This window comes from Lentzea sp. NPDC059081 (assembly GCF_042738015.1).
Lineage (GTDB): Bacteria > Actinomycetota > Actinomycetes > Mycobacteriales > Pseudonocardiaceae > Lentzea.
The window spans coordinates 59,143-79,477 of the sequence record NZ_JBHYGW010000019.1 but is presented as its reverse complement, the minus strand read 5'-3'; the positions used below and the strand labels follow the sequence as shown (position 1 = coordinate 79,477).

The 20,335-nt window shown below is 69.9% G+C and carries 21 protein-coding genes and 2 tRNA genes; 9 read left to right on the top strand and 14 right to left on the bottom strand.

Going from position 1 to position 20,335, the window contains the following annotated elements:
• Positions 1-19: 19 nt before the first annotated feature.
• The 4 genes from ACFWV3_RS32420 to ACFWV3_RS32405 form a co-directional block, all read right to left on the bottom strand.
• Positions 20-976, bottom strand: a complete 957-nt coding sequence (locus tag ACFWV3_RS32420; protein WP_382416880.1) for an ABC transporter substrate-binding protein — start codon at positions 974-976, stop codon at positions 20-22.
• Positions 976-2,913 (bottom strand): ABC transporter permease, encoded by a 1,938-nt coding sequence (locus ACFWV3_RS32415; RefSeq protein ID WP_382416878.1) that lies wholly within the window; start codon positions 2,911-2,913, stop codon positions 976-978. The genes ACFWV3_RS32420 and ACFWV3_RS32415 overlap by 1 nt, the downstream gene beginning before the upstream one ends.
• Positions 2,913-3,935: a glycine betaine/L-proline ABC transporter ATP-binding protein gene (locus tag ACFWV3_RS32410; protein ID WP_382416876.1), complete on the bottom strand. Its 1,023-nt coding sequence runs from the start codon at positions 3,933-3,935 to the stop codon at positions 2,913-2,915. The genes ACFWV3_RS32415 and ACFWV3_RS32410 overlap by 1 nt, the downstream gene beginning before the upstream one ends.
• A 192-nt stretch (positions 3,936-4,127) precedes the next feature.
• On the bottom strand, positions 4,128-5,885 hold the full coding sequence (locus ACFWV3_RS32405; RefSeq protein ID WP_382416874.1) for a hypothetical protein: 1,758 nt from the start codon (positions 5,883-5,885) through the stop codon (positions 4,128-4,130).
• 19 nt (positions 5,886-5,904) lie between these two features.
• Here ACFWV3_RS32405 and ACFWV3_RS32400 point away from each other — a divergent pair, with 19 nt between their 5' ends.
• Positions 5,905-6,666, top strand: coding sequence for an alpha/beta hydrolase family protein (locus tag ACFWV3_RS32400; protein ID WP_382416872.1), 762 nt, complete (start codon positions 5,905-5,907; stop codon positions 6,664-6,666).
• A 45-nt stretch (positions 6,667-6,711) separates the two neighbouring features.
• Complete coding sequence (locus ACFWV3_RS32395; RefSeq protein ID WP_382416870.1) at positions 6,712-7,119, top strand: hypothetical protein; 408 nt, start codon at positions 6,712-6,714, stop codon at positions 7,117-7,119.
• 148 nt (positions 7,120-7,267) lie between these two features.
• Here the strand turns inward: ACFWV3_RS32395 and ACFWV3_RS32390 are convergent, their stop codons facing one another.
• Positions 7,268-7,600, bottom strand: coding sequence for a hypothetical protein (locus tag ACFWV3_RS32390; RefSeq protein ID WP_382416869.1), 333 nt, complete (start codon positions 7,598-7,600; stop codon positions 7,268-7,270).
• 111 nt (positions 7,601-7,711) lie between these two features.
• Positions 7,712-7,785 (bottom strand) — tRNA-Pro (locus ACFWV3_RS32385).
• 62 nt (positions 7,786-7,847) lie between these two features.
• Between ACFWV3_RS32385 and ACFWV3_RS32380 the strand changes: the two genes are divergently transcribed.
• A tRNA-Gly gene (locus ACFWV3_RS32380) sits at positions 7,848-7,918 on the top strand.
• A gap of 219 nt (positions 7,919-8,137) precedes the next feature.
• On the opposite strand, the gene ACFWV3_RS32375 is transcribed toward ACFWV3_RS32380, so the two are convergent.
• Positions 8,138-8,767, bottom strand: a complete 630-nt coding sequence (locus ACFWV3_RS32375) for an NAD(P)-dependent oxidoreductase (protein WP_382416867.1) — start codon at positions 8,765-8,767, stop codon at positions 8,138-8,140.
• Here ACFWV3_RS32375 and ACFWV3_RS32370 point away from each other — a divergent pair.
• The 3 genes from ACFWV3_RS32370 (at position 8,753) to ACFWV3_RS32360 (ending at position 9,954) form a co-directional block, all read left to right on the top strand.
• Entirely contained in the window at positions 8,753-9,067 is a 315-nt protein-coding gene (locus ACFWV3_RS32370; protein ID WP_382416865.1) for a winged helix-turn-helix transcriptional regulator, read from the top strand. The two genes, ACFWV3_RS32375 and ACFWV3_RS32370, sit on opposite strands and share 15 nt — an antisense overlap.
• Positions 9,064-9,399 (top strand): VOC family protein, encoded by a 336-nt coding sequence (locus tag ACFWV3_RS32365; RefSeq protein WP_382416863.1) that lies wholly within the window; start codon positions 9,064-9,066, stop codon positions 9,397-9,399. Before ACFWV3_RS32370 ends, ACFWV3_RS32365 begins: the two co-directional genes overlap by 4 nt.
• 219 nt (positions 9,400-9,618) lie before the next feature.
• Positions 9,619-9,954: a histidine triad nucleotide-binding protein gene (locus ACFWV3_RS32360; protein ID WP_382416861.1), complete on the top strand. Its 336-nt coding sequence runs from the start codon at positions 9,619-9,621 to the stop codon at positions 9,952-9,954.
• Here ACFWV3_RS32360 and ACFWV3_RS32355 read toward each other — a convergent pair.
• Positions 9,935-10,543 (bottom strand): MBL fold metallo-hydrolase, encoded by a 609-nt coding sequence (locus tag ACFWV3_RS32355; protein WP_382416859.1) that lies wholly within the window; start codon positions 10,541-10,543, stop codon positions 9,935-9,937. The genes ACFWV3_RS32360 and ACFWV3_RS32355 overlap by 20 nt on opposite strands.
• Complete coding sequence (locus tag ACFWV3_RS32350; protein ID WP_382416857.1) at positions 10,540-11,220, bottom strand: 2-phosphosulfolactate phosphatase; 681 nt, start codon at positions 11,218-11,220, stop codon at positions 10,540-10,542. The genes ACFWV3_RS32355 and ACFWV3_RS32350 overlap by 4 nt, the downstream gene beginning before the upstream one ends.
• A 27-nt stretch (positions 11,221-11,247) precedes the next feature.
• On the opposite strand from ACFWV3_RS32350, the gene ACFWV3_RS32345 reads away from it, so the two are divergent.
• Together ACFWV3_RS32345 and ACFWV3_RS32340 are read left to right on the top strand one after the other, a co-directional pair.
• Entirely contained in the window at positions 11,248-11,730 is a 483-nt protein-coding gene (locus ACFWV3_RS32345) for a ribose-5-phosphate isomerase (RefSeq protein ID WP_382416855.1), read from the top strand.
• On the top strand, positions 11,723-12,523 hold the full coding sequence (locus tag ACFWV3_RS32340; RefSeq protein WP_382416853.1) for an Fpg/Nei family DNA glycosylase: 801 nt from the start codon (positions 11,723-11,725) through the stop codon (positions 12,521-12,523). Before ACFWV3_RS32345 ends, ACFWV3_RS32340 begins: the two co-directional genes overlap by 8 nt.
• Before the next feature lie 75 nt (positions 12,524-12,598).
• On the opposite strand, the gene ACFWV3_RS32335 is transcribed toward ACFWV3_RS32340, so the two are convergent.
• The 5 genes from ACFWV3_RS32335 to ACFWV3_RS32315 form a co-directional block, all read right to left on the bottom strand.
• On the bottom strand, positions 12,599-13,345 hold the full coding sequence (locus ACFWV3_RS32335) for a hypothetical protein (RefSeq protein WP_382416851.1): 747 nt from the start codon (positions 13,343-13,345) through the stop codon (positions 12,599-12,601).
• A 57-nt stretch (positions 13,346-13,402) separates the two neighbouring features.
• Entirely contained in the window at positions 13,403-14,614 is a 1,212-nt protein-coding gene (locus ACFWV3_RS32330) for a GNAT family N-acetyltransferase (protein ID WP_382416849.1), read from the bottom strand.
• A 41-nt stretch (positions 14,615-14,655) separates the two neighbouring features.
• Complete coding sequence (locus ACFWV3_RS32325) at positions 14,656-16,008, bottom strand: aldehyde dehydrogenase family protein (RefSeq protein ID WP_382416847.1); 1,353 nt, start codon at positions 16,006-16,008, stop codon at positions 14,656-14,658.
• Between the two features lie 101 nt (positions 16,009-16,109).
• A complete protein-coding gene (locus tag ACFWV3_RS32320) occupies positions 16,110-16,955 on the bottom strand; it encodes a DNA-3-methyladenine glycosylase family protein (RefSeq protein ID WP_382416845.1) in 846 nt (281 codons plus the stop codon).
• A gap of 37 nt (positions 16,956-16,992) precedes the next feature.
• Positions 16,993-17,601 carry a DsbA family protein gene (locus tag ACFWV3_RS32315; RefSeq protein WP_382416843.1) on the bottom strand — a complete coding sequence of 203 codons (609 nt, stop codon included), beginning with the start codon at positions 17,599-17,601 and terminating at the stop codon, positions 16,993-16,995.
• A 172-nt stretch (positions 17,602-17,773) separates the two neighbouring features.
• On the opposite strand from ACFWV3_RS32315, the gene pepN reads away from it, so the two are divergent.
• On the top strand, positions 17,774-20,335 hold the full coding sequence (gene pepN, locus ACFWV3_RS32310) for an aminopeptidase N (protein ID WP_382416841.1): 2,562 nt from the start codon (positions 17,774-17,776) through the stop codon (positions 20,333-20,335).

Sequence of the window (20,335 nt, the reverse complement as noted above, 5' to 3'; positions counted from 1 at the left end):
CGCCCGAAGCCCGGGGCGGCTAGGCCTTACCGGGCAGCCACGCCTTGACCTTGTCACCGTTGGCGTCGACCCACTTCTTGGCCGCGTCCTCCGGCTTCATCTTGTCCTCGGCGATGTACCTGGCGACCGTGTTCTGGTCCTCGTTGGTCCACTTGAAGTTCTTGACCAGCTGGAACGCCGGCCCGTTCGCGTCGGCGAACTTCTTCGACACGAGCTTGTCGAGGTCGTAGTCCGGATAGTCGCAGGCGACCTTCTCCGCGTCGGCGTCGCAGCCCGTCTTGTACTCGGGCAGCTTCACCTTCTCGAGCTTCACCTCGTTGAGCAGCCACTGCGGCGAGTAGAAGTAGCCGATGACCCACTTCCTGTCCTTCTCCGCCTGGCGGAACGCCTGGATCAACGCCGTCTCGCTGCCGCCGTACACGACCTTGTAGTTGAGGCCGAGGTTCTTCACCAGCGCCTCGTCGTTGGTCACGAAGGACGGGTCGCCGTCGAGCAGCTGCCCCTTGTCGCCGGACTCCGAGGTCTTGAACTGGTCGGCGTACTTGTTGAGGTTGTTCCAGTCGAGGATGTCGGGGTGCTCCTTGGCGAGCCACGGCGGCACGTACCAGCCGATCTGCCCCTTCACGCCCGTGGACCCCGCGCTGACGGCGGTCTTCTGGTCGTCGACGTACTTCTTGCGCAGGTCGTCGTGGCCCCAGTTCTCGACCACGGCGTCGACCTCACCGGTGCCGAAGCCCTGCCAGGCAACCTCTTCCTTGAGCTCCTTCTTGGTGACCTTGCACTTGAGCTCCTTCTCGGCCACGTACGCGAGCACCGCGGCGTTCGCCTCGTACCCGACCCACGGGTTGATCGCGACGTTGAACGTGCCGCACTCGCCGGCCGCACCCGACGTGGTGTCCCCGACCTTCGCGCCGCCGCACCCGGCGAGCGCCAGTGCCCCGACGAGCACCGCTGGAAGCACGCTGTGCCTTGCCACTACCGAACCTCCTGGTTGGTCCACCGCTTGGCGGCCGCCTGGGTGAGGCGGTCGAGCATCACGCCCAGCACGACGATCGCGACACCCGCCGCGAGCCCCTTGCCGTACAACTGCCCCTGCGAGAACCCGGCCACCACGTCGTAACCGAGCGCGCCGGCGCCGACGAGACCGCCGACGACGACCATCGAGAGCACGTAGATCAGTCCCTGGTTCGCGGCGAGCGTCAACGCCCCGCGCGCCATCGGCAGCTGCACCTTCACGATCGCCTGCCACGAGCTCGACCCCAGCGCCACCGACGCCTCGACGGTCGAGGGCGACACCGCGCGCACCCCGTCCGCGATGATCTTGATCGCGACCGGGGCCGCGAACACCACGGCCGCGATGATCGCGGTGAAGCGCGACGCGGAGAACAACGCGAGGAACGGCACCAGGTAGACGAACGCCGGCATCACCTGCCCGGCGTCGAGCACCGGCCGGATGACCCGGTCGACACGCCGGCTGCGGCCCATCCACACCCCTACCACCACGCCCAGCACCATCACCAGGATCGTTGCGACCAACGTGGACGCCAGTGTGATCATCGAGTCCTGCCACAGGCCGGTCGCGATCAGCAGGCCCAGGCACGCGGCGGACACCACCGCGGACCGGACGCCTCCGACCAGGAACGACAGCGCCACGATCACCAGTGCCACCAGGAACCACGGCGACTCGGCCAGCAGCGCCTGCAACGGGTTGATCAGCGCCCACGTGACGAAGTCCTTGAAACCACCCGTGATCACGGGCAGCGTGTCCTGCACCCACTCCGTCGCGGCCGTCGCGCCGCGCCGGATCGAGCTGCCGATCTCCACCTCCGACGGGAACTCCGCCGCCCACAGGTAGGTGTAGGAGAAGTACACGGCGACCCCCGTGACGCCGAGCCCGCCGAACAACGCCCAGCGCGGGAGCGTCCGGCGTTCGGTCGCGGCCGTCGTCACGCGGTCCAGCACGATCGCCAGCACGACGATCGCCAGCCCCGCGTTGAACGCCGTGCCGACGTCGAGCGTCTGCAACGCCTTCACGACCGTCTTGCCGAGACCGGGCGCGTCGATCAGCGCGGCGATCGTGACCATCGACAGCGCGGCCATGATCGTCTGGTTGACGCCGAGCACGATGGTCTTGCGCGCGGACGGCAGCAGCACCTTCACCAGCGTCTGCTGCCACGTCGCGCCCAGCGACTCCGACGCCTCGACGGTGTTGCGCGGCACCGAGCGGATGGCGTGCGCCGTGATGCGGATCGCCGGCGGCGCGGCGTAGATCAGCGTGGCGATCGTCGCGGACGCCGGTCCGATCAGGAAGAACAACGTCAGCGGCGCCAGGTACACGAACGTCGGCATCGTCTGCATGAAGTCGAGCACCGGCGTCATCACCCGCTGGGCCCGGTCGGACAGCCCCGCCCAGATCCCCAGCGGGATGCCGAAGAGCAACGCGATCACGACCGCCGACAACGTCAGCGACAGCGTGTCCGTGCTCTCCTGCCACAACCCCTGCAGGCCCAGGAACACGAACCCGGCGACCGCGAGCAGCGCGACCCGCCAGCCCGCGACGACCAGGCTCACGAAGCCAGCGATCGCGACGACGCCGAGCCAGCCGATCAGCGGCACCGGGCGGCCGAACGACGGCTGCGCGATCAGCGCCTGGACGAAGGTGACGAACTCGTCGATGACGAGCCGGATCTCGTTGAAGAAGTACAGGAACACCGGGTTGGAGTTCCGCGACGCGCCGATCGCGTCGTTGAGGTCGTTGATCCACCGGTGCAGCGGCGTGAGCTCGGAGGCGTCGAGCGGCAACGTCCCGAAGTTGCGCAACACCAGCCACAGCACCAGCCAGGCCAGCACGATCCCGGCGACGATCAACGGCTTGCGCGGCAGTTCCCTGCGCGAGGCGGCGACGGCGACCATCACGCCTCCCCAGCCACGACCCCGAGGATCTCCTCGTCGGCCACGACACCGAGCAGCTCGCCGTCCCGCACGACCTTCACCGGCTTGCCGGCGCCGAGCACGCTGCGCACCGCTTCCCGCACCACCGTGTCCGGCGGCAGCTCCGGCCCGTCCAGCTCGTCCTCGGGAGCCGGCGGACGCATGATCCACTTCAGCGTCAGCACCTGCGCGCGCGGCACGTCCCGCACGAAGTCGCGCACGTAGTCGTCCGCGGGCGCGCCGACGAGCTCGTCGCCCGTGCCCACCTGCACGACCTGGCCGTCGCGCATGATCAGGATGCGGTCGCCCAGCTTGAGCGCCTCGCTCAGGTCGTGGGTGATGAAGACCATCGTCTTGCCGACCTCGCGGTGCAGCCTGATCACCTCGGACTGCATGTCGCGCCGGATCAGCGGGTCGAGCGCCGAGAACGGCTCGTCGAAGAACAGGACGTCGGGGTCACCGGCGAGTGCGCGCGCGAGGCCGACGCGTTGCTGCATACCGCCGGAAAGCTGATCGGGATAGGACTTCTCGTACCCGGTCAGCCCGACCAGGTCGATCACTTCCCGGGAACGCTCCGCACGTTTCGCCCGCGGTACCCCGCGGATTTCCAGTCCGTAACCGACGTTGTCCGCGACGGTCCGGTGAGGAAGCAGCCCGAAGTGCTGGAACACCATGGAGAACTTGTTCCTGCGCAGGTCGCGTAATCGCCGGGGATCCGCGTCGAGAATGTTCTCGCCTTCGAAGGTGACCGACCCGGACGTCGGTTCCACCAGCCTCGTGAGGCACCGGACGAGAGTGGACTTGCCCGACCCGGACAGGCCCATGACCACGAACATCTCCCCCGGAGCGACCTCGAAGTCCACCCCGCGCACGGCGGCGACGGCACCGGTGCGGTCCATCAGCTCCTGCCGCGACAGCGCTTTCAGCTCGTCGGAGGCCACCACCTGAGACGCGTTCGACCCGAACACCTTCCACAGGTCTCCGACCGAAATCACGGGATCCACGCCAAATCACCCCGACCTGTTGCGGACTACGCACACCGTTTCTCGATGCGCGACAGCATTGACCTTCGCACGCGTGCGGGTCAAGGGTCGGCACGTAGTCAGTCCATTGTGGACGACCAATCATCCCATGACTTGCCCAGGCGGAGTCCGCGGGGAAAGGCCGACCGAGCGGCAAGGCCGTGACCAATGGCCTCAGTTTCCGCCTCGCGACCACCACTTCTCGTCGGGTCCGGAAATGTCCTCCACGCTCAGCCTGCGCACCGACCCCGCGCGTCTGAGCCGGGCCACCAGTTGGTCCTGTCGTTGCGCGAGCCGGCGGTAGACCTCCACGGCCGAGGTCTCCCGCCGGCTCAGCCGGCGTTCGACGGTGCGCCAGTTGCCGAGGAACTCGAGCGTCAGGTCGATGACGGCCTGCCCGGCGTGCGCGGTGAGCGTGTCGGCTGGCGACGCGAACCGTCCCGCGTGGAACGCCAGGTTGCGCGTGACGTAGAGCCACTCCAGCACCGCCGCCGCGGTGTCCTCCTGCTCCCGCAACCAGTCCGCGAGCACCTTCGAGTCCGCGAGCCGGGCCCGCCAGAGCTCGACGAGGTCCCGCACCAGCCCGCCCTCGTTCTCGGCCAGCGCGTCCACGGCCTCCTGCGCGGCCCGCAGCGCCTCGCCCGGCCGGGTGTGCGGAATCAGCACCTCCAGCCACGCGTCGACGGACTTCAGGTGGTGCTTCACCCCGGTCGTCGGCACGTGCGCGTCGAGCGGCCTGCGCAGCTCGTCGTCGTGGTTGGTGACGACGACGTGCAGACTGACCAGGTGCTGCCGCAACATCTGCAGCGCGCACGCCTTGGCGAGCCACGGGATCTTGCTCGGGTCCAGCCCCGTCGCCTCCAACGCGCTCCACGCGAGCCCGGCGCTGGCCATCGGCGCGTCGACCTGCCGGGCGAGGTTCGCCACCCGCATCGCGCTGCGCAGCTCGACCGGCCAGTACGGGGTCAGCGGGTAGGCGTTGCCGACCGTGCGCCGGTGCTCGGTGCCGCGGGTGACCCGCCCACCGGGTCCGCTGACCTGCCAGACGGGCGCGATGTGCAGCTCGGTGAGCCGCTCCCCCGCCGCGTACTGGTCGAGCACCTCGTTGAGGATCCGCCGCCCCCGCGCCGCCGCCGTGTGCACGTCCGCCGCCTGGACCGGCAGCCGCACCAGCACCGACGACCCGCTGACCGCCTCCGCGAGGAAGTCGTCCTTGGGCAACCTGTTGCGGTGCAACGGCTCCTGCCGCGCCTCCGGCAACAGCCCGTCGAGGTGGCGCAGCACCCGCGCACCGCTCACCACCAGCGCGACGACGTGCCGTCGCGGCTCCGGCCAGAGCACACCGGCGAGATCACCGGACGGCTTCTTGAGCCAGCGCAGCAGGTCCGCGCGCAGCTGCCGGCCGTCCCTGCCGTGCACCGCCACGAGGACCGCCACCTCGGCGATCATCCTGGCGCGCAGCGGGAGCTCCACGCCGTTCCACAGTGGAGCGACCCACGTCCGGATCTCGGCCGCGAGCGCGTCCGGGTCCAGCTTCGCGGCAGCCGCTGCCGTGACCAGCGGATCGAGCCGCTGACCGTCCGCCGCGATGACCGCGTCGACCTTGAGCAGGACCCGGCGCGCCCGCGCGAGCTCCTTGTTGCCGCCGTGCGCGTAGGCGGGCTTGCCGGCGTCGATGCACGCGAGCGACGTGGTGATGATGCGCCGCAACAGGTTCCACCGCGGCTGGTCCTCGGTCGCGTGGCTCTCGAGGGCGGTGCGGGCACGCGTGACGGCGAGGTACGCGCTGGTGAGCCCCGCCACGTGCTCCCCGAGGTGCGCGTCGGGGTCGAGCGCCCGCAACACGCCCTGCAGCAACGCCCGCTGCCCCCGGCCGAGCCCGGCGTCGTCGAACGCGTGCCGGAGCCGGGCGTCGAGGTACTGGTAGCGCACGTGACGCACCATAGAGGGCATGGACAACCGGAAAGCGGTCTTCGCGGGCACCGACGGCCAGGCACTGGCGGGCCGCCTCGAACTGCCGGCGGGCGACGTCGTGGCCACGGCGGTCTTCGCCCACTGCTTCACCTGCGGCAAGGACTCGGTCGCCGCCTCCCGCATCGCCCGCGAGCTGGCCGGGTGCGGAGTAGCGGTGCTGCGCTTCGACTTCACCGGCCTCGGCCAGTCCGGCGGCGACTTCGCGAACACCACCTTCACGTCCAACGTCGACGACCTCGTCTGCGCGGCCACCCACCTCCGCGACACGATCGGCGCCCCGAGCGTCCTCATCGGACACTCCCTGGGCGGCGCCGCCGTGCTCGCCGCCGCACAACGCATCCCGGAGGTGCGCGCCGTCGTGACCATCGGCGCGCCCGCCGACACCGCCCACGTCGAACACCTCCTCGGCCCGGCCAAGGCCGAGATCGAGCACCACGGCGTCGCCGAGGTCCTGCTGGCCGGACGCCCCTTCCGGATCAGCACCGGCTTCCTCACCGACATCAACAGCCAGGACCAGACCGCGTGCATCGCCGACCTGAAGCGCGCCCTGCTCGTGATGCACTCACCGCAGGACGACCTGGTGGGAGTGGACAACGCGCGCCTGATCTTCGACGCGGCCCGCCACCCGAAGTCGTTCGTGTCACTGGACGGAGCCGACCACCTGCTGACCGACCGCGCCGACGCCGCGTACGTCGCACGGGTGCTGTCCGCTTGGGCCAGTCGGTACCTGGGACGTTGATCGATTCACCGTAACGGTCGCTCTTCGACGAACGACGGAGCTTCGGTGAGGCGAACAACGACGTTCCTGCTGCCCCTGATCGCACTGACCGCGGCCTGCGCCCCGCCGCCGTCCAGCACCACGCCCACGGCCCCGCCGACGAGCAGAGGCGGAGCCACACCGGTGCTGCAAGTCCCGGGCATCCCGCCCAAGCCCGACACCGCCACCCAGGCCGCCTACATCGCGGACCTCGACGCGATCGACCCCGAGATCGTCAACGGCAACCCCGACCGAGCCGTCACCCGCGGCCGCGACCAGTGCACCAGCGTCGCCAAAGCCCCCGGCGACCAGGTGAAGCTGGTCGAGCTCACGGCACAGCGGTTCACCTCGCCCGGCCACCCCACCGGGTTCGGTCCCGACGTCTCCGCACGCATCCTCGCCGTGGTGCGCAAGCACATCTGCCCGAGCTACTAGGCGGCCGCGGCGGCTCCTGATGCCTCAGATGCGACAACCCGCAGCGAAGACACGCCGCGGGTTTCGTCGACTGATCGGGGCGACAGGATTCGTTCTTCCGCTCGCCGAGGAATGGCCACTTGCCTTTACCTCGGCACGTCACCGTGTTTCACGGCGTCACACCGATCGGCGTGAACACGAACGCTGGCGATGACGAGTCGCGGGTGCCGACGCCGCCGAGCAGGCGCGCCGGCGTCTGGAAGGAGCCGCCGGATCCGGTGACGTGCACGGTGCCGGCCTGCACCTTTGTGAGCGCGTTGGACTGCGGCCGGATGTAGAGCTCGATCCCAGCCGCGACCTCGCCACCGAAGACTCCGCCAGGCCGGACGGCCGTCGGCAACGAGAATCGCACGGTCGACCAGTGAACCGGCAGCGACGCGGTCATACGTGGGCCGGCGATCACTTGAGGCTTCGACGCATCGCCGGCACCGGCCAGACGCATGTGCCCGAGAGGTCAGCGAGCCGACTCGGAACGAGGTCCGCCGCGGCCACAGATGCAAGGCAGGGCCGGTCCCCTGGTGGAGAAGCCAGCCCTGTCCCGCACTCACAACCGTCGGGGCGACAGGATTTGAACCTGCGACCCCCCGCTCCCAAAGCGGGTGCGCTACCAAACTGCGCCACGCCCCGGTTGCACCCAGCTTACCGCCACCCGCTAAGGTATTGATCGCAGCCCCGACAAGGGCGGCAACGCGGGCGTAGCTCAATGGTAGAGCCCTAGTCTTCCAAACTAGCTACGCGGGTTCGATTCCCGTCGCCCGCTCGCGGCCGAGGCCGACCTGTGTCTGCGGAGAGCGCAGACCTGGTCGGCCTCTCGTGTTTTTTCTGGGGGCCGAGCCCCCAGACCCCCACGCCGGGGGCCCGCCCCCGGACCCCCATCACAAGCCCGTGGTCCCGTTTTTCGGTGGCGTTCCGTTCCGGCCGTACCCGATTCGAGCCCGTACCGGTGCCGTTGCCGGCAGTCGAACGCCTTTCGGGGTGGTTACTGGGAGGCGACGGCTATTTGGGTGTGGTGGTGGGTGGGGGTGTCGATCTCGTCGGCCACTGCTTGGGCGAAGTCCTCGTAGGTCAGGTTGTTGGTGGGGTCTGGGGTCGTGGTGAGGCGGTAGGTGCCGGTGGTGGTGCCGCCGAACATGCCTGCTGGGCTCATGACCAGCCAGTCTCGGGTGGAGTTGGCGAGCACTTCCACGCCTGCTGCGTGGCCCAGGCTGAACGGTTTGTGTTCGGCTGGGAAGTCCGGGGTGTCGACGACCCGCGTGCCTGGGGCCACCTCCAGAAGGGTGTAGAGGCCGATCACCAGGATTCTGGGTGTGCCTGAGTTGACCAGGGCGGTGGCTGCTTCTCGGTAGAAGTCGGCCGGGTCGCGGGTCAGGTCCACCACGGAGCTCACGGCCACGTCGTGGCCGGCGGCGAGGGAGGCTGCGGCTTGTACGCCTGGGACTCGGCCGACTCTGGTGACCTCGTGGCCGCGGGACTCGGCGGCGGCTGCGATGTGAGTGCCCGCTTTGCCGGACGCTCCGAAAACAACGATCTTCGTCATGGGCGCGAAGGTAGGGTGCGCACTGCCGGTTTCCGCAACGATATCGGGGGTGAGCAGGTGCAATGCCAGCACGGCGACACGGTCGTCGACCTGCCGTACCGCATCGGTGACAAGTGGACGGCGCACGTGCTGCGGGCGTTGGAGGGTGGGCGGCGGAGGTTCACCGAGCTGCGCGCCGGACTGCCGCACGTGACGCCCAAAGTGCTCACGGAGACGTTGCGCGCGATGGAGCGGGACGGCACCCTCTCGCGCGAGGTGTTCGACGAGAACCCGCCGCGCGTCGAGTACGAGCTGACCGCGCACGGGCGCAAGGTGCTCGGACTGCTCGACCTGTGCTGCGACTGGGCCCGAGAGAACCTGGTGACCACGTGAGGCTGCAACAGATCGTCGTCGACAGCAACGACCCGAGCCGGCTCGTCCGGTTCTGGGCCGAGTTGCTCGGCGGCGAGCCGGTGAACCGCGAACACGGCTGGGCGCACGTCGAACCGCCCGGCGGGACGCGGATGTCGTTCCAGCCGGTGCCCGAGCGCAAGGACGTGAAGAACCGCCTGCACCTCGACTTCGAGGTCGACGACATCGAGGCCTCGGTCGTGAAGGCCGTAAGTCTCGGGGCGACGCGCGAGGGCGTGGTCGTCACGGACGAGCAGGGCAGCTTCCAGGTCATGCGCGACCCAGAGGGCAACGAGTTCTGCTTCGTCCGCTGAACACCCGGTGGGACCGGCACCCGCGAGGACCGGGCGCTCAGTGGAACGCGCGCCAGAGCGCCTCACCGAACCGGATCGCGAGCACCACGAGGAGCACGCCGATCGCGAAGCTGGTGAGGCACCGGACGACCACCATCAGCCTGGTGCCCTTCACCCGGCCATGATCGGGGCGCGGCGGGCAGGGGCAACAGGGCACAACGGGCCCAATACGATGCCGGTGTGACCGACTGCCTGTTCTGCCGCATCGTCGCGGGCGAGATCCCGGCGACCGTGGTGACGGAGACCGACACGACGCTCGCGTTCCGCGACATCGACCCCAAGGCGCCCACGCACGTCCTGGTGATCCCCAAGGAGCACCACCAGGCGGTCGGCGACGTCGACCCGGTGCTCGCGGGCCAGATCCTCGCGACCGCCCACCAGGTCGCGAAGTCCGAGGGGATCGACGAGACCGGCTACCGGCTCGTGTTCAACACCGGCAAGGACGGCGGCCAGACCGTCTTCCACGTGCACTGCCACGTCCTCGGTGGACGCGGCCTCAGCTGGCCCCCGGGATAGCCATCCCCCGCACGAACGCCGCGTCGACCGGGTCCCCGTGTCCCGGCACTACGACGCGCGGGTCCAGCTCCAGCAGCAGGTCCAGGACGTGGCGCCAGTTCGACGGCGTGGCGTCCGGACCCGCCTGAGCGGGAGCGCCCTGCTCCACCAGGTCCCCCGCGAACACCACCCCGGCGTCCGGCACGTGCACCACCACGTCGTGCGAGGTGTGCGCGGGACCGAAGTGGTGCAGGTCGACCCGACGCCCGCCGACGTCGAGCGTCACGCTGTCGCGGAACGTGTGCGTGGGCGCGACGAGCCTGCCTTCGAAGGGTTCCGAGTAGTACTGGGCGCGGTCTTCGAGCAGCGAGTCGTCGACCACGCAGTCCTCGTGCGCCCAGACCTCGCACGGCAGGAACCCCTCGGTCGCCAGCACGTGGTCGAAGTGGTTGTGCGTCAACACGATCCGCGACGGCCGCACCTCGCGGGCGAACGCCGGGTCCATGCCGGCGTCCACCACCAGCGAATCACCTGATCCGGTGATGTACCCGAGGGTGAGGTCGAGCTCGGCGTGCCTCCGGACGAACACACCGGGTGCGATCTCGATCACCGTGCCGCCTCCGCGGTCAGCATCCCGTCGACGAGCACCGGCACCGCGTCGCTCACCTCGAGCTCGACGGCCAGGTCCACGTCCGCCGCGTGCCCGTTGCCGATCAGCTCCCGCCCCGATGCGCAGTCCCGCACGGTCGCCACGACGTCGGTGTTCCGGAACGCCGCGACCGCGAGCTGCGCCTCGGGTGACGCCGTCCCGTCGAGCGCGGCGAGCACCGCGCCGGCACCCAGGTAGTCCTCGACGGCAACGCGCAGCGGCCCGAACTCGCGCGGCCCCTGGCGGAGGATGTCGAGCCCCCACCGCTCGCCGCCGGGCACCACCCCGATCGTCTCCCCCAGCTCCGCGGCACGCCGGGCCACCGCCGAGGCGTTGCGCAGGCACGCAGCGAGCACGTGCGCACCGGTCTCCGCGGCCAGCGAGCACAGGTTCGACCCGTTCGGCGACGGCAGCTCGACCAGCCCGGTGGCTCCCACGAGCGACGCCGGTCGCAAGGTCCTCCCCGACTCTGGCCTCCACCGCGACGGCCGCACCCGGCCACCGTTGCCGACCACGATGTCGACGGACGTCGTGAACGACAGCACGTCGACGACGACCAGCACGTCGCAGTCCCGCAGCGCCGTGACGCCCTCCGGCCCCCATTCGAGCTTCAGCTGGTACCCCTCCTGGCTGAACATGCGCACCAGCGTGTCAGACTCCGTGACGTGCGCGTTTATCTGGCAGCAGACCACGCGGGCTTCGAGCTGAAGTCCCACCTGTCCACGGCTCTGCGGGAGCAGGGGTACGAGGTCGTCGACGTCGGTGCTCACACCTACGACGCCCAGGACGACTACGTGGCGTTCTGCACCGACGCCGCCGAGAAGGTCGTCGCCGACCCCGGCAGCCTCGGAGTCGTCATCGGCGGTTCCGGCAACGGTGAGCAGATCGCCGCGAACAAGGTGAAGGGCGCCCGCGCCGCGCTGGCGTGGAACGTCTCCACCGCCCAGCTCGCCCGCGAGCACAACGACGCCCAGCTCGTCGGCATCGGCGCCCGCCAGCACACCACCGAGGAGGCGACCGAGATCGTCTCCTCGTTCCTGAAGACGTCGTTCTCGGGCGAGCCGCGGCACCAGCGCCGCATCGACCTCGTCAGTGCCTACGAGAACGGCGCGCACGAGAACGGCGAGCACGAGAGCAAGCGTGCCTGAGGGCCACACGCTGCACCGCCTCGCGCGGTTGCACCAGCGCCGGTACGCGGGCAGGCCGGTGTCCGTCAGCAGTCCGCAGGGACGCTTCGCCGCGTCCCTCGTGGACGGACGCACGCTCGTCCGCGCCGAGGCGCACGGCAAGCACCTGTTCCACGTCTACGGCCCGGACGCGATCGTGCACGTCCACCTCGGCCTCTACGGCACGTTCACCGAGTCGGAGCTGCCGGTCCTGCTGCCCGTCGGCCAGGTCCGCATGCGGATGGCCGGCGAGACCCACTGGACCGACCTGCGCGGCCCGACGGCGTGCGAGGTGCTCAACAAGGCCGAGGTCAAGGCGATCCGCGACCGGCTCGGGCCCGACCCGATCCGCAGGGACGCGAACCCGGACCTCGCCTACGAGCGGATCATCCGGTCGAAGCAGCCGCTCGCCGTGCTGCTGATGGACCAGAAGGTGCTCGCGGGCGTCGGCAACGTCTACCGCGCCGAGGTGCTCTTCCGGCACAACGTGAACCCGCTGCTGGCCGGCACCAAGGTGAGCCGGGAGCTGTGGGACGCGATGTGGGCCGACCTGGTCGTGCTGATGAAGGACGGCGTGAAGGTCGGCCAGATCAACACCGTCCGCCGCGAGCACATGCCGAAGGCGATGGGCCGGGCGCCGCGCGTCGACCGGCACGGCGGCGAGGTGTACGTCTACCGCCGCGCCGGGGAGCCGTGCTTCCTCTGCGGCACCGAGGTCCTGACCACCGAACTGGCCGGCCGGAACCTCTTCTGGTGCCCCGTCTGCCAGGCCTGAGGATCACCCGGGAAAAGGGGTCGGGGTGCTTTTCGGGGTGCGGCTGGAAAGTGCTCAGTTCGTGAGCACTTTCCGCTAGAAGTCGAAGCCGCCCATGTCGCCGAAGTCGAACCCGCCGGCGTCACCCACGTCGGCGCCGCCCATGTCACCCATGTCGCCGCCGCCGAAGTCACCGCCGAAGTCGCCGGCGCCCATGTCCGCCATGCCGTAGTCGCCGATGCCGTGCATGCCCGAGAACATGGCGTCCATCAGCAGGAACGTGCCCACGCCCCACGCGCCGGCCACGAGCGCGGGCTTCCACCACGGCTCGGAGTACCAGCCACGCGGCACCGGGCGTCCCGCGACCATGCCGCCGGGGTAGTAGTACGGCGTGCCGGAACCGGAGTGCGGCGACGCGGCGTACTGGTGGCCCTCGACCGTGACCTGGCGGTCCTCGCTGACGGCGCCGGCCTGCTTCTGCCCGGCGATCTCGGGCAGCGCGGGTCCGGGGTCCATGTCCATGGCCTCCCGCGCCGCGCGCACGTAGTGCAGGCCCTCCATCGCGGTCTGGGTGACCAGCCGCGCCTGCGGGATCGTGCGGGCCTGCTCCATCTGCGACCCGGCCGCGGTGAAGCGCTCGGACGCGTCCGCCAGCGCCTGGGTCGACGCGGCGTTGCTGCCCGTGAGGCTCATCACCTGCCCGCCGAGGCGCTCGACCCACCGGCGGGCGTCCGCCTTCGCGTCGTCGAGCTCCCGCGCCTTGCGCGCGTTGCTCTGGCTGACCAGGTAGAACACACCCGCGACCAGCAGTACCAGCACTACGACCCACACGACCGTTCCCACGGCTTTACCTCCCGAGCCAGGTAAACCGTCAACGAGTGAACGCCGGTCGTAGTTCCGTCAGAACACCTCGGGGCAATGCGGCTCATATGCGCCGAGAAACGCCAACGAGAGAGCGTCGACGTGTCCGGGCGTGTGCTCAACCACGCGTTGTGCACGCTTGAGCACGGAAAGCCTTGCGCCACCGAGGTACGCACTTCCCAGAGCGGCGACGTCGAGCGACACGTCCGCGGGGTCGTCGGTACCCGCCACCGTCGCCTCGCCGCTCTTCACGGTGAGCCGCCAGCGGCCGGAGTTCCACGGGCAGAAGGAGTCCTCGACCTCCAGCACACTGTCCACATCGGACGAGTAGCGGCGCAGCGGCAGTGCCTTCTCGACGTCGACGATCCGCAGCCACAGCGCGTCGGTCAGCTCCCGCTGCACCTTCCGCGGGTTGTCGACCATGTGCAGGATCGGGTCGTCGGCGGCGGTGAAGAAGGAGATGCTGCCCGCCAGGTCGAGGTCCAGCAGGAACCGGTAGAGGTCGGTGTAGGCCTGCTCGGTCTCGCACACCAGCTCGCGCACGTGCAGCTCGTGCTTCGGGCCGCCGTTGTCGCCGTCGTGCTTCACCCGGAAGACCACGTAGCCCTCGGGGTGCAGGCAGTAGCGGTAGGCGGTGAGGCCGCCGCGGTCGCGCTCGGCGTCGGAGAGGTGGACCTCCCACGACTGGTCCACCCTGCTCAACCAGCCGGTCCGCGCGCGGCGCACCCGGTCGTGGACCTCGCGCATGAACGGCATGGCCTCCTCGCGCGTCACCTGCCGGATCCGCGCCGGGCTCACGGACACGCCGGGGTGGAACGGCATCCGCGTCGGCATCGACAGCATCGACAGGCTCGACGCGTACTCGCCGTACCCGAACCGCCGGTAGATCGAGCCTTCCGAGGCCCAGAGGATCCCGATCGACTCACCGGCCTCGCGCATGCTCTCCAGCTGCGTCCTCATCAGCAACGACGCCATGCCGCGGCGGCGATTGCCCGGCTTGACGCCGACCACCGTGACGGCGCCGACGTCGGCCTGGACGCCGCCGGGCACGGTGAGCTGACGGGTGAGGATGCCGCCGGTGCCGATCATCTCGTCGCCGTCGAACACGGCGTGCGTCCGGTCGAGCTCCAGCACCTTGAGCCAGCGGTGCTCGGCGGCGGGCTCGTCGAGGAACGACCACGCGAACACCCGGTGGAAGTCCGGGAGGTCGGATTCGGAGATGGTCCTGATGCTCAGCGCCGAGTCAGCCATAGCGGCAGTGATACGCCGCCACGGCGACTCGCGCAGCTCAATTACCGCTGGATCGACTTGATCTCGCAGAACTCGTCGAGACCGAACCTGCCGAACTCGCGGCCGTTGCCCGACTGCCGGTAGCCGCCGAACGGCGCGCTGGTGTTGAACGCGGCGGCGTTGATGTCGACCTGGCCGGTGCGCAGCCGCCTGGCGACGCGCATCGCCCGCTCGGTGTCGGCGGAGAACACACCGCCCGCCAGTCCGTAGATCGTGGAGTTCGCGATGCGCACCGCGTCGTCCTCGTCCGCGTACGGCATGACCGACAGGACCGGTCCGAAGATCTCCTCCTGCGCGATCGTCATCTCCGGCGTGACGTTGCCGAACACCGTCGGCGTCACGTAGAAGCCCCGCGGCAGCGGCGCGTCCGGCCCACCGGCGGCGAGCGTCGCGCCCTCCTCGACACCCTTGCGGATGTAGCCGACGACGCGGTCGCGCTGCGCCTTCGACACCGCGGGCCCGATGCGCGTCGACGGGTCGCTCGGGTCGGCCGACGTGTACTTCGCGGCGGCTTGAGCCGCGAGTTCGACGGCTTCGTCGTGGCGGTCGGCGGGCACCAGCAGCCGGGTCCACGCGCTGCACGCCTGACCGTTGTTCATGAACGAGTTGGCGACCGCGATCTTCACCGCGCGCCCGAGGTCGGCGTCGTCGAGCACGATGCACGCCGACTTGCCGCCGAGCTCCAGCGCGACCCGCTTGACCGTCTCGGACGCCACCGCCGACACCCTGCGCCCGGCCTTCGTGGACCCGGTGAACGACACCATGTCCACGTCCGGGTGCGCCGCCAGCGCCTCGCCGACGACCGGTCCGGTGCCGTGGACGAGGTGGAACACGCCCTCGGGAACGGCCGCGGTGATGATCTCGGCGAGCAGGTCGGCGGTACCCGGTGCGAGCTCGCTCGGCTTGAGCACCACGGTGTTGCCCGCGGCCAGCGCCGGGACGACCTTCGCGACCATCTGCTGCAGCGGGAAGTTCCACGGCGTGATGGCGCCGACCACCCCGACCGGCTCGCGGAAGACCAGCGAGTTGCCGATCTCCTCGGGCTCGAAGTAGCCGCCCTCCAGCACGGACGCGACGCCTTCCGCGATCGCGATCGGGTTCGCGACCTGCACCTTCTGGCTGAAGGTGAGGGGCGTGCCCATCTCGCTGGTCATGGTCTCGGCCAGCTCGCCGGCACGGTCGCGCAGCCCGTCGATGATCGCCCTGACCGCCTTCGCCCGTTCGTCGACCGAGGTCAGCGACCACGCCGGGAAAGCCGCGACCGCCGCGGCCACGGCCGTGTCGACGTCGGCCGGTGTGCCCTCGGCGAGGGTGCCGACGACTTCCTCGGTGGCGGGGTTGACGACCTCAATCACGAGAACCCTCCTGGCGGCGATGTGACACTTCTGGCGCTTGCCGGGTCCAGAGTGTCACATCCGGCGGGTGGGGTCACGTGGCGGCCACGCGAACGCCGGGATCAGCGGCCCGAAGCAGCCATCTCACCTCGCAACCGCCGCTCCCGCAGCACGCGCAGGTGCACCGAGGCCCACGTCCGATAGGGCCGCCACGCCTCCGACACCTCGGCCAGCGGCCGCCCGTACCGTTCGCGGACCTCGTCGGTGAGCCGGGACTCGTTGTGCGGCACGGCGTCCGGTTCGTTGGCCCCGCGCAGCACCACCAGCTCGGCGGCGAACGGGCCCAGGCCCTTGACCTGCTGCACCGCCAGCACGGCCACCGCGGGTTTCATCGCCCGCAGCGTGGCGGCGTCGAGCAGCCCGTCGAGCGCCGCGTCGGCGACCGCGCGCAGGTACTCCTGCTTGCGGCCGGGCAAGTCGAGGTCGAGGGAGCGCAACTCGGCGGGCGACGGGAACACGCCGTCGACGGACAACGCGGCTTTCACCTCGGCCGCCTGCGCCATGCTCGTCCGCTGTGCGAGCACCGACCACGCCGCGGCCTCGTACGGCGAGTAGAAGCCGCACGGGCGCAAGCCGGAGAACGCTTTCTGGGCACCGGCGATCACCGGGTCACGGGCGCCGACGGCGGGCCAGCCGGAGCCGTCGACGTCCAGCGACAGGAACCGGCACACCTGCGCCGCGGCCAGGTCGAGGTCGCCGTCCCCGGACAGCTCCAGGACGGCGGTGGCGCCGCGCTGGGTCACGGAGACCGAGGCGCGGCGCCACTCACCTTCGACCAGGAACGTCGACCGCAACGCCTCGCCGTCGTGCCGAGGCAGCTCCGACGGCGTGAAGCCCTCCCAGAAGGCCCGGGACGTCGCCAGCGACCAGGGCCCTTGAACTGCGACTTCGACGAGGTGGTGTGCCATGTCCGAAGACGTTAGCGACCACCCCTGACAAAAAATCTCAGCTGAAGTCCAGCTCGCCCGTGCGGGTCCGCTTGAGCTCGAAGAAGTACGGGTAGCTCGCGAGCAGCTGCGCGCCGTCGTAGATCTTGCCCGCCTCCTCGCCGCGCGGGATCTTGGTGAGCACCGGGCCGAAGAACGCGACGCCGTCGATGTGGATGGTCGGCGTGCCGACGTCCATGCCGACGGGGTCCATGCCCCGGTGGTGCGACGCCCGCAGCGCCTCGTCGTACTCGGTCGAGGTGGCGGCCTCGGCCAGCTCGGCGGGCAGGTCGGCGTCCGCGAGCGACAGCTTGATGATGTCGTCGAAGTCCTTGTTGCCCTCGTTGTGGATCCGCGTGCCCATCGCCGCGTACAGCTTCGGCAGCACCTCGTTGCCGAACTTCTGCTCCGCCGCGATGGCGACGCGGACCGGTCCCCAGCCCTTGGTCATGAGCTCCTTGTACTGCTCGGGCAGGTCGCGGCCCTCGTTCAGCACGGAGAGACTCATGACGTGGAAGCTCAGGTCGATGTCGCGGACCTTCTCCACCTCGAGGATCCACCGGGAGGAGATCCAGGCGAACGGACAAAGAGGGTCGAAGTAGAAGTCGACCTTCGCCTTGTCGGCCATGCGTGCCCCTTCAGTCGCGTTCTGTCGCGTTGGGTGCGCTTATCGCCCCATCAGCCCAACCAGATCACCCTGTCATCTCTTCCCGCACGGCGCTTCCGTGATTGGATGCGGGAGTCATGACCATTCCGACGACGTCAGCGCGTAACCAGACGCGTGGCAGACGAGGTGACCAGTGGCCGCGCCCAACCTCACCCGCGACCAGGCTCAGGACCGTGCTGAGCTGCTGGAAGTGGAGTCCTACCGGATCGAGCTGGACCTGACCGACGGCGGCGGGAAGCCGGGTTCGGACACGTTCCGCTCCACCACCACCGTGGTGTTCCGCAGCCGGACTCCGGGTGCTTCCTCGTGGATCGACATCGTGGCGGCGACCGTGCACCGCGCTGTGCTCAACGGCAGCGAGCTCGACGTCTCCGACTACCGCGAGGAGGACGGCGTCAAGCTGCCGGACCTCGCGGAGACCAACGAGCTCACCATCGAGGCCGACTGCCGGTACATGAACACCGGCGAGGGCCTGCACCGGTTCGTCGACCCGGTCGACGGCGGCGTGTACCTGTACTCGCAGTTCGAGACCGCGGACGCCAAGCGCATGTTCGCGTGCTTCGACCAGCCCGACCTCAAGTCGGTCTACTCGATGCGGGTGACCGCCCCGCACGACTGGAAGGTCATCTCGAACGGCGAGATCACCGGCACCGAGGACGGCGAGGGCGGCTCGGCCGTCCACACGTTCGCCACCACCAAGCCGATGTCGACGTACATCGTGGCGCTCGTCGCGGGTCCGTACGCGGAGTGGCGCGACGAGTTCGTGGAGGGCGACTTCCGCATCCCGCTGGGCATCTACTGCCGTGCCTCGCTCGCGCCGCACATGGACCACGAGCGGCTGTTCACGGAGACCAAGCAGGGCTTCGGGTTCTTCCACAAGGCGTTCGGCGTGCAGTACCCGTTCGGCAAGTACGACCAGTGCTTCGTGCCGGAGTTCAACGCGGGCGCGATGGAGAACGCCGGCTGCGTCACGTTCCTGGAGGACTACGTCTTCCGCAGCCGCGTCACCCGCTACCTCTACGAGCGCCGCGCCGAGACCGTGCTCCACGAGATGGCGCACATGTGGTTCGGCGACCTCGTGACGATGCGCTGGTGGGACGACCTGTGGCTGAACGAGTCGTTCGCCACCTGGGCGTCCGTGCTCGCGCAGGCGGAGGCCACCGAGTACCGCCAGGCGTGGACGACGTTCGCGAAGATCGAGAAGTCGTGGGCGTACCGGCAAGACCAGCTGCCCTCGACGCACCCGGTCGCCGCGGACATCTCCGACGTGCAGGCGGTCGAGGTCAACTTCGACGGCATCACCTACGCCAAGGGCGCGTCCGTCCTCAAGCAGCTCGTCGCGTACGTCGGGCTGGAGAACTTCCTGGCGGGCCTGCGGGTCTACTTCGCCAAGCACGCCTGGGGCAACGCGACGCTCGCGGACCTGCTGGGCGCGCTGGAGGAGGCGTCCGGCCGCGACCTGTCGTGGTGGAGCGCGCAGTGGCTGGAGACGACGGGCCTGAACCTGTTGCGCCCCAAGTTCACCGTGGACGCGGACGGGAAGTTCACCGAGTTCGCCGTGCTGCAGGGCGGTGCCCGTCCGGGTGCCGGCGAGCTGCGCACGCACCGCATCGCGATCGGTGTCTACGACGCGGACGAGAGCGGCAAGCTCGTCCGCACGCACCGCCACGAGCTGGACGTGACCGGCGACCGCACCGAGGTGCCGGAACTGGTCGGCGTGCACCGCGGCAAGATCGTGCTGGTCAACGACGACGACCTCACGTACTGCACGATGCGCCTGGACCCCGACTCGCTGGCCGCGCTGATCGACCACATCTCCGACATCGCCGAGCCGCTGCCGCGCACGCTGTGCTGGTCGGCCGCGTGGGAGATGACCCGCGAGGCCGAGCTGAAGGCGCGCGACTTCGTGAACCTCGTCCTCGCCGGCCTCGGCACCGAGACCGAGGTCGGTGTGGTGCAACGGCTTCTGCTGCAGGCCCAGACCTCGCTGTCGTCCTACGCGGACGACTCGTGGCGGTCGGAGGGCTGGCGCCGGTTCGTGGCCACGGCCCTCGACCTGGCCAGGGCGGCGGAGCCGGGCTCGGACCACCAGCTCGCGTTCGTCAACGCGCTGACGTCGTCGGTGCTCGACGACTCCACTGTGGACGTCCTGCGCGGCTGGTACGACGGAAGTGCCGTCCTCGAAGGCCTCGACGTCGACACGGACCTGCGCTGGCGCCTGCTGCAGGCCCTGGTCGCCCACGGCAGGGCCGACCTGGCGGAGATCAACGCCGAGGAGGAGCGCGACCCGACCTCCACCGGTCACCGCCGGGCCCAGTCGACGCGGGCGCTGCGTCCGACGACCGCGGCCAAGGACGAGGCGTGGGACCGCGCCGTGAACGACGACGAGCTGCCCAACGCGGTCAGCGAGGCGATCATCGCGGGCATCTCGCACCCGAGTCAGAAGGAGCTGCTCGCACCGTACGTCGAGCGCTACTTCGCCGACGTCAAGGGCGTGTGGGACCGCCGCTCGTCCGAGCGCGCGCAGTCGATGGTCGTGGGCATGTTCCCGGCGTGGTCGATCGCGAAGTCCACCGTGGAGGCCGCCGACGCGTGGCTGGCCGACGAGCACCCGCCTGCCCTGCGCCGGCTGGTGTCCGAGGGCCGCGCGGGCATCGTGCGCGCCCTGGCCGCCCAGGAGTTCGACCGTTCCTGA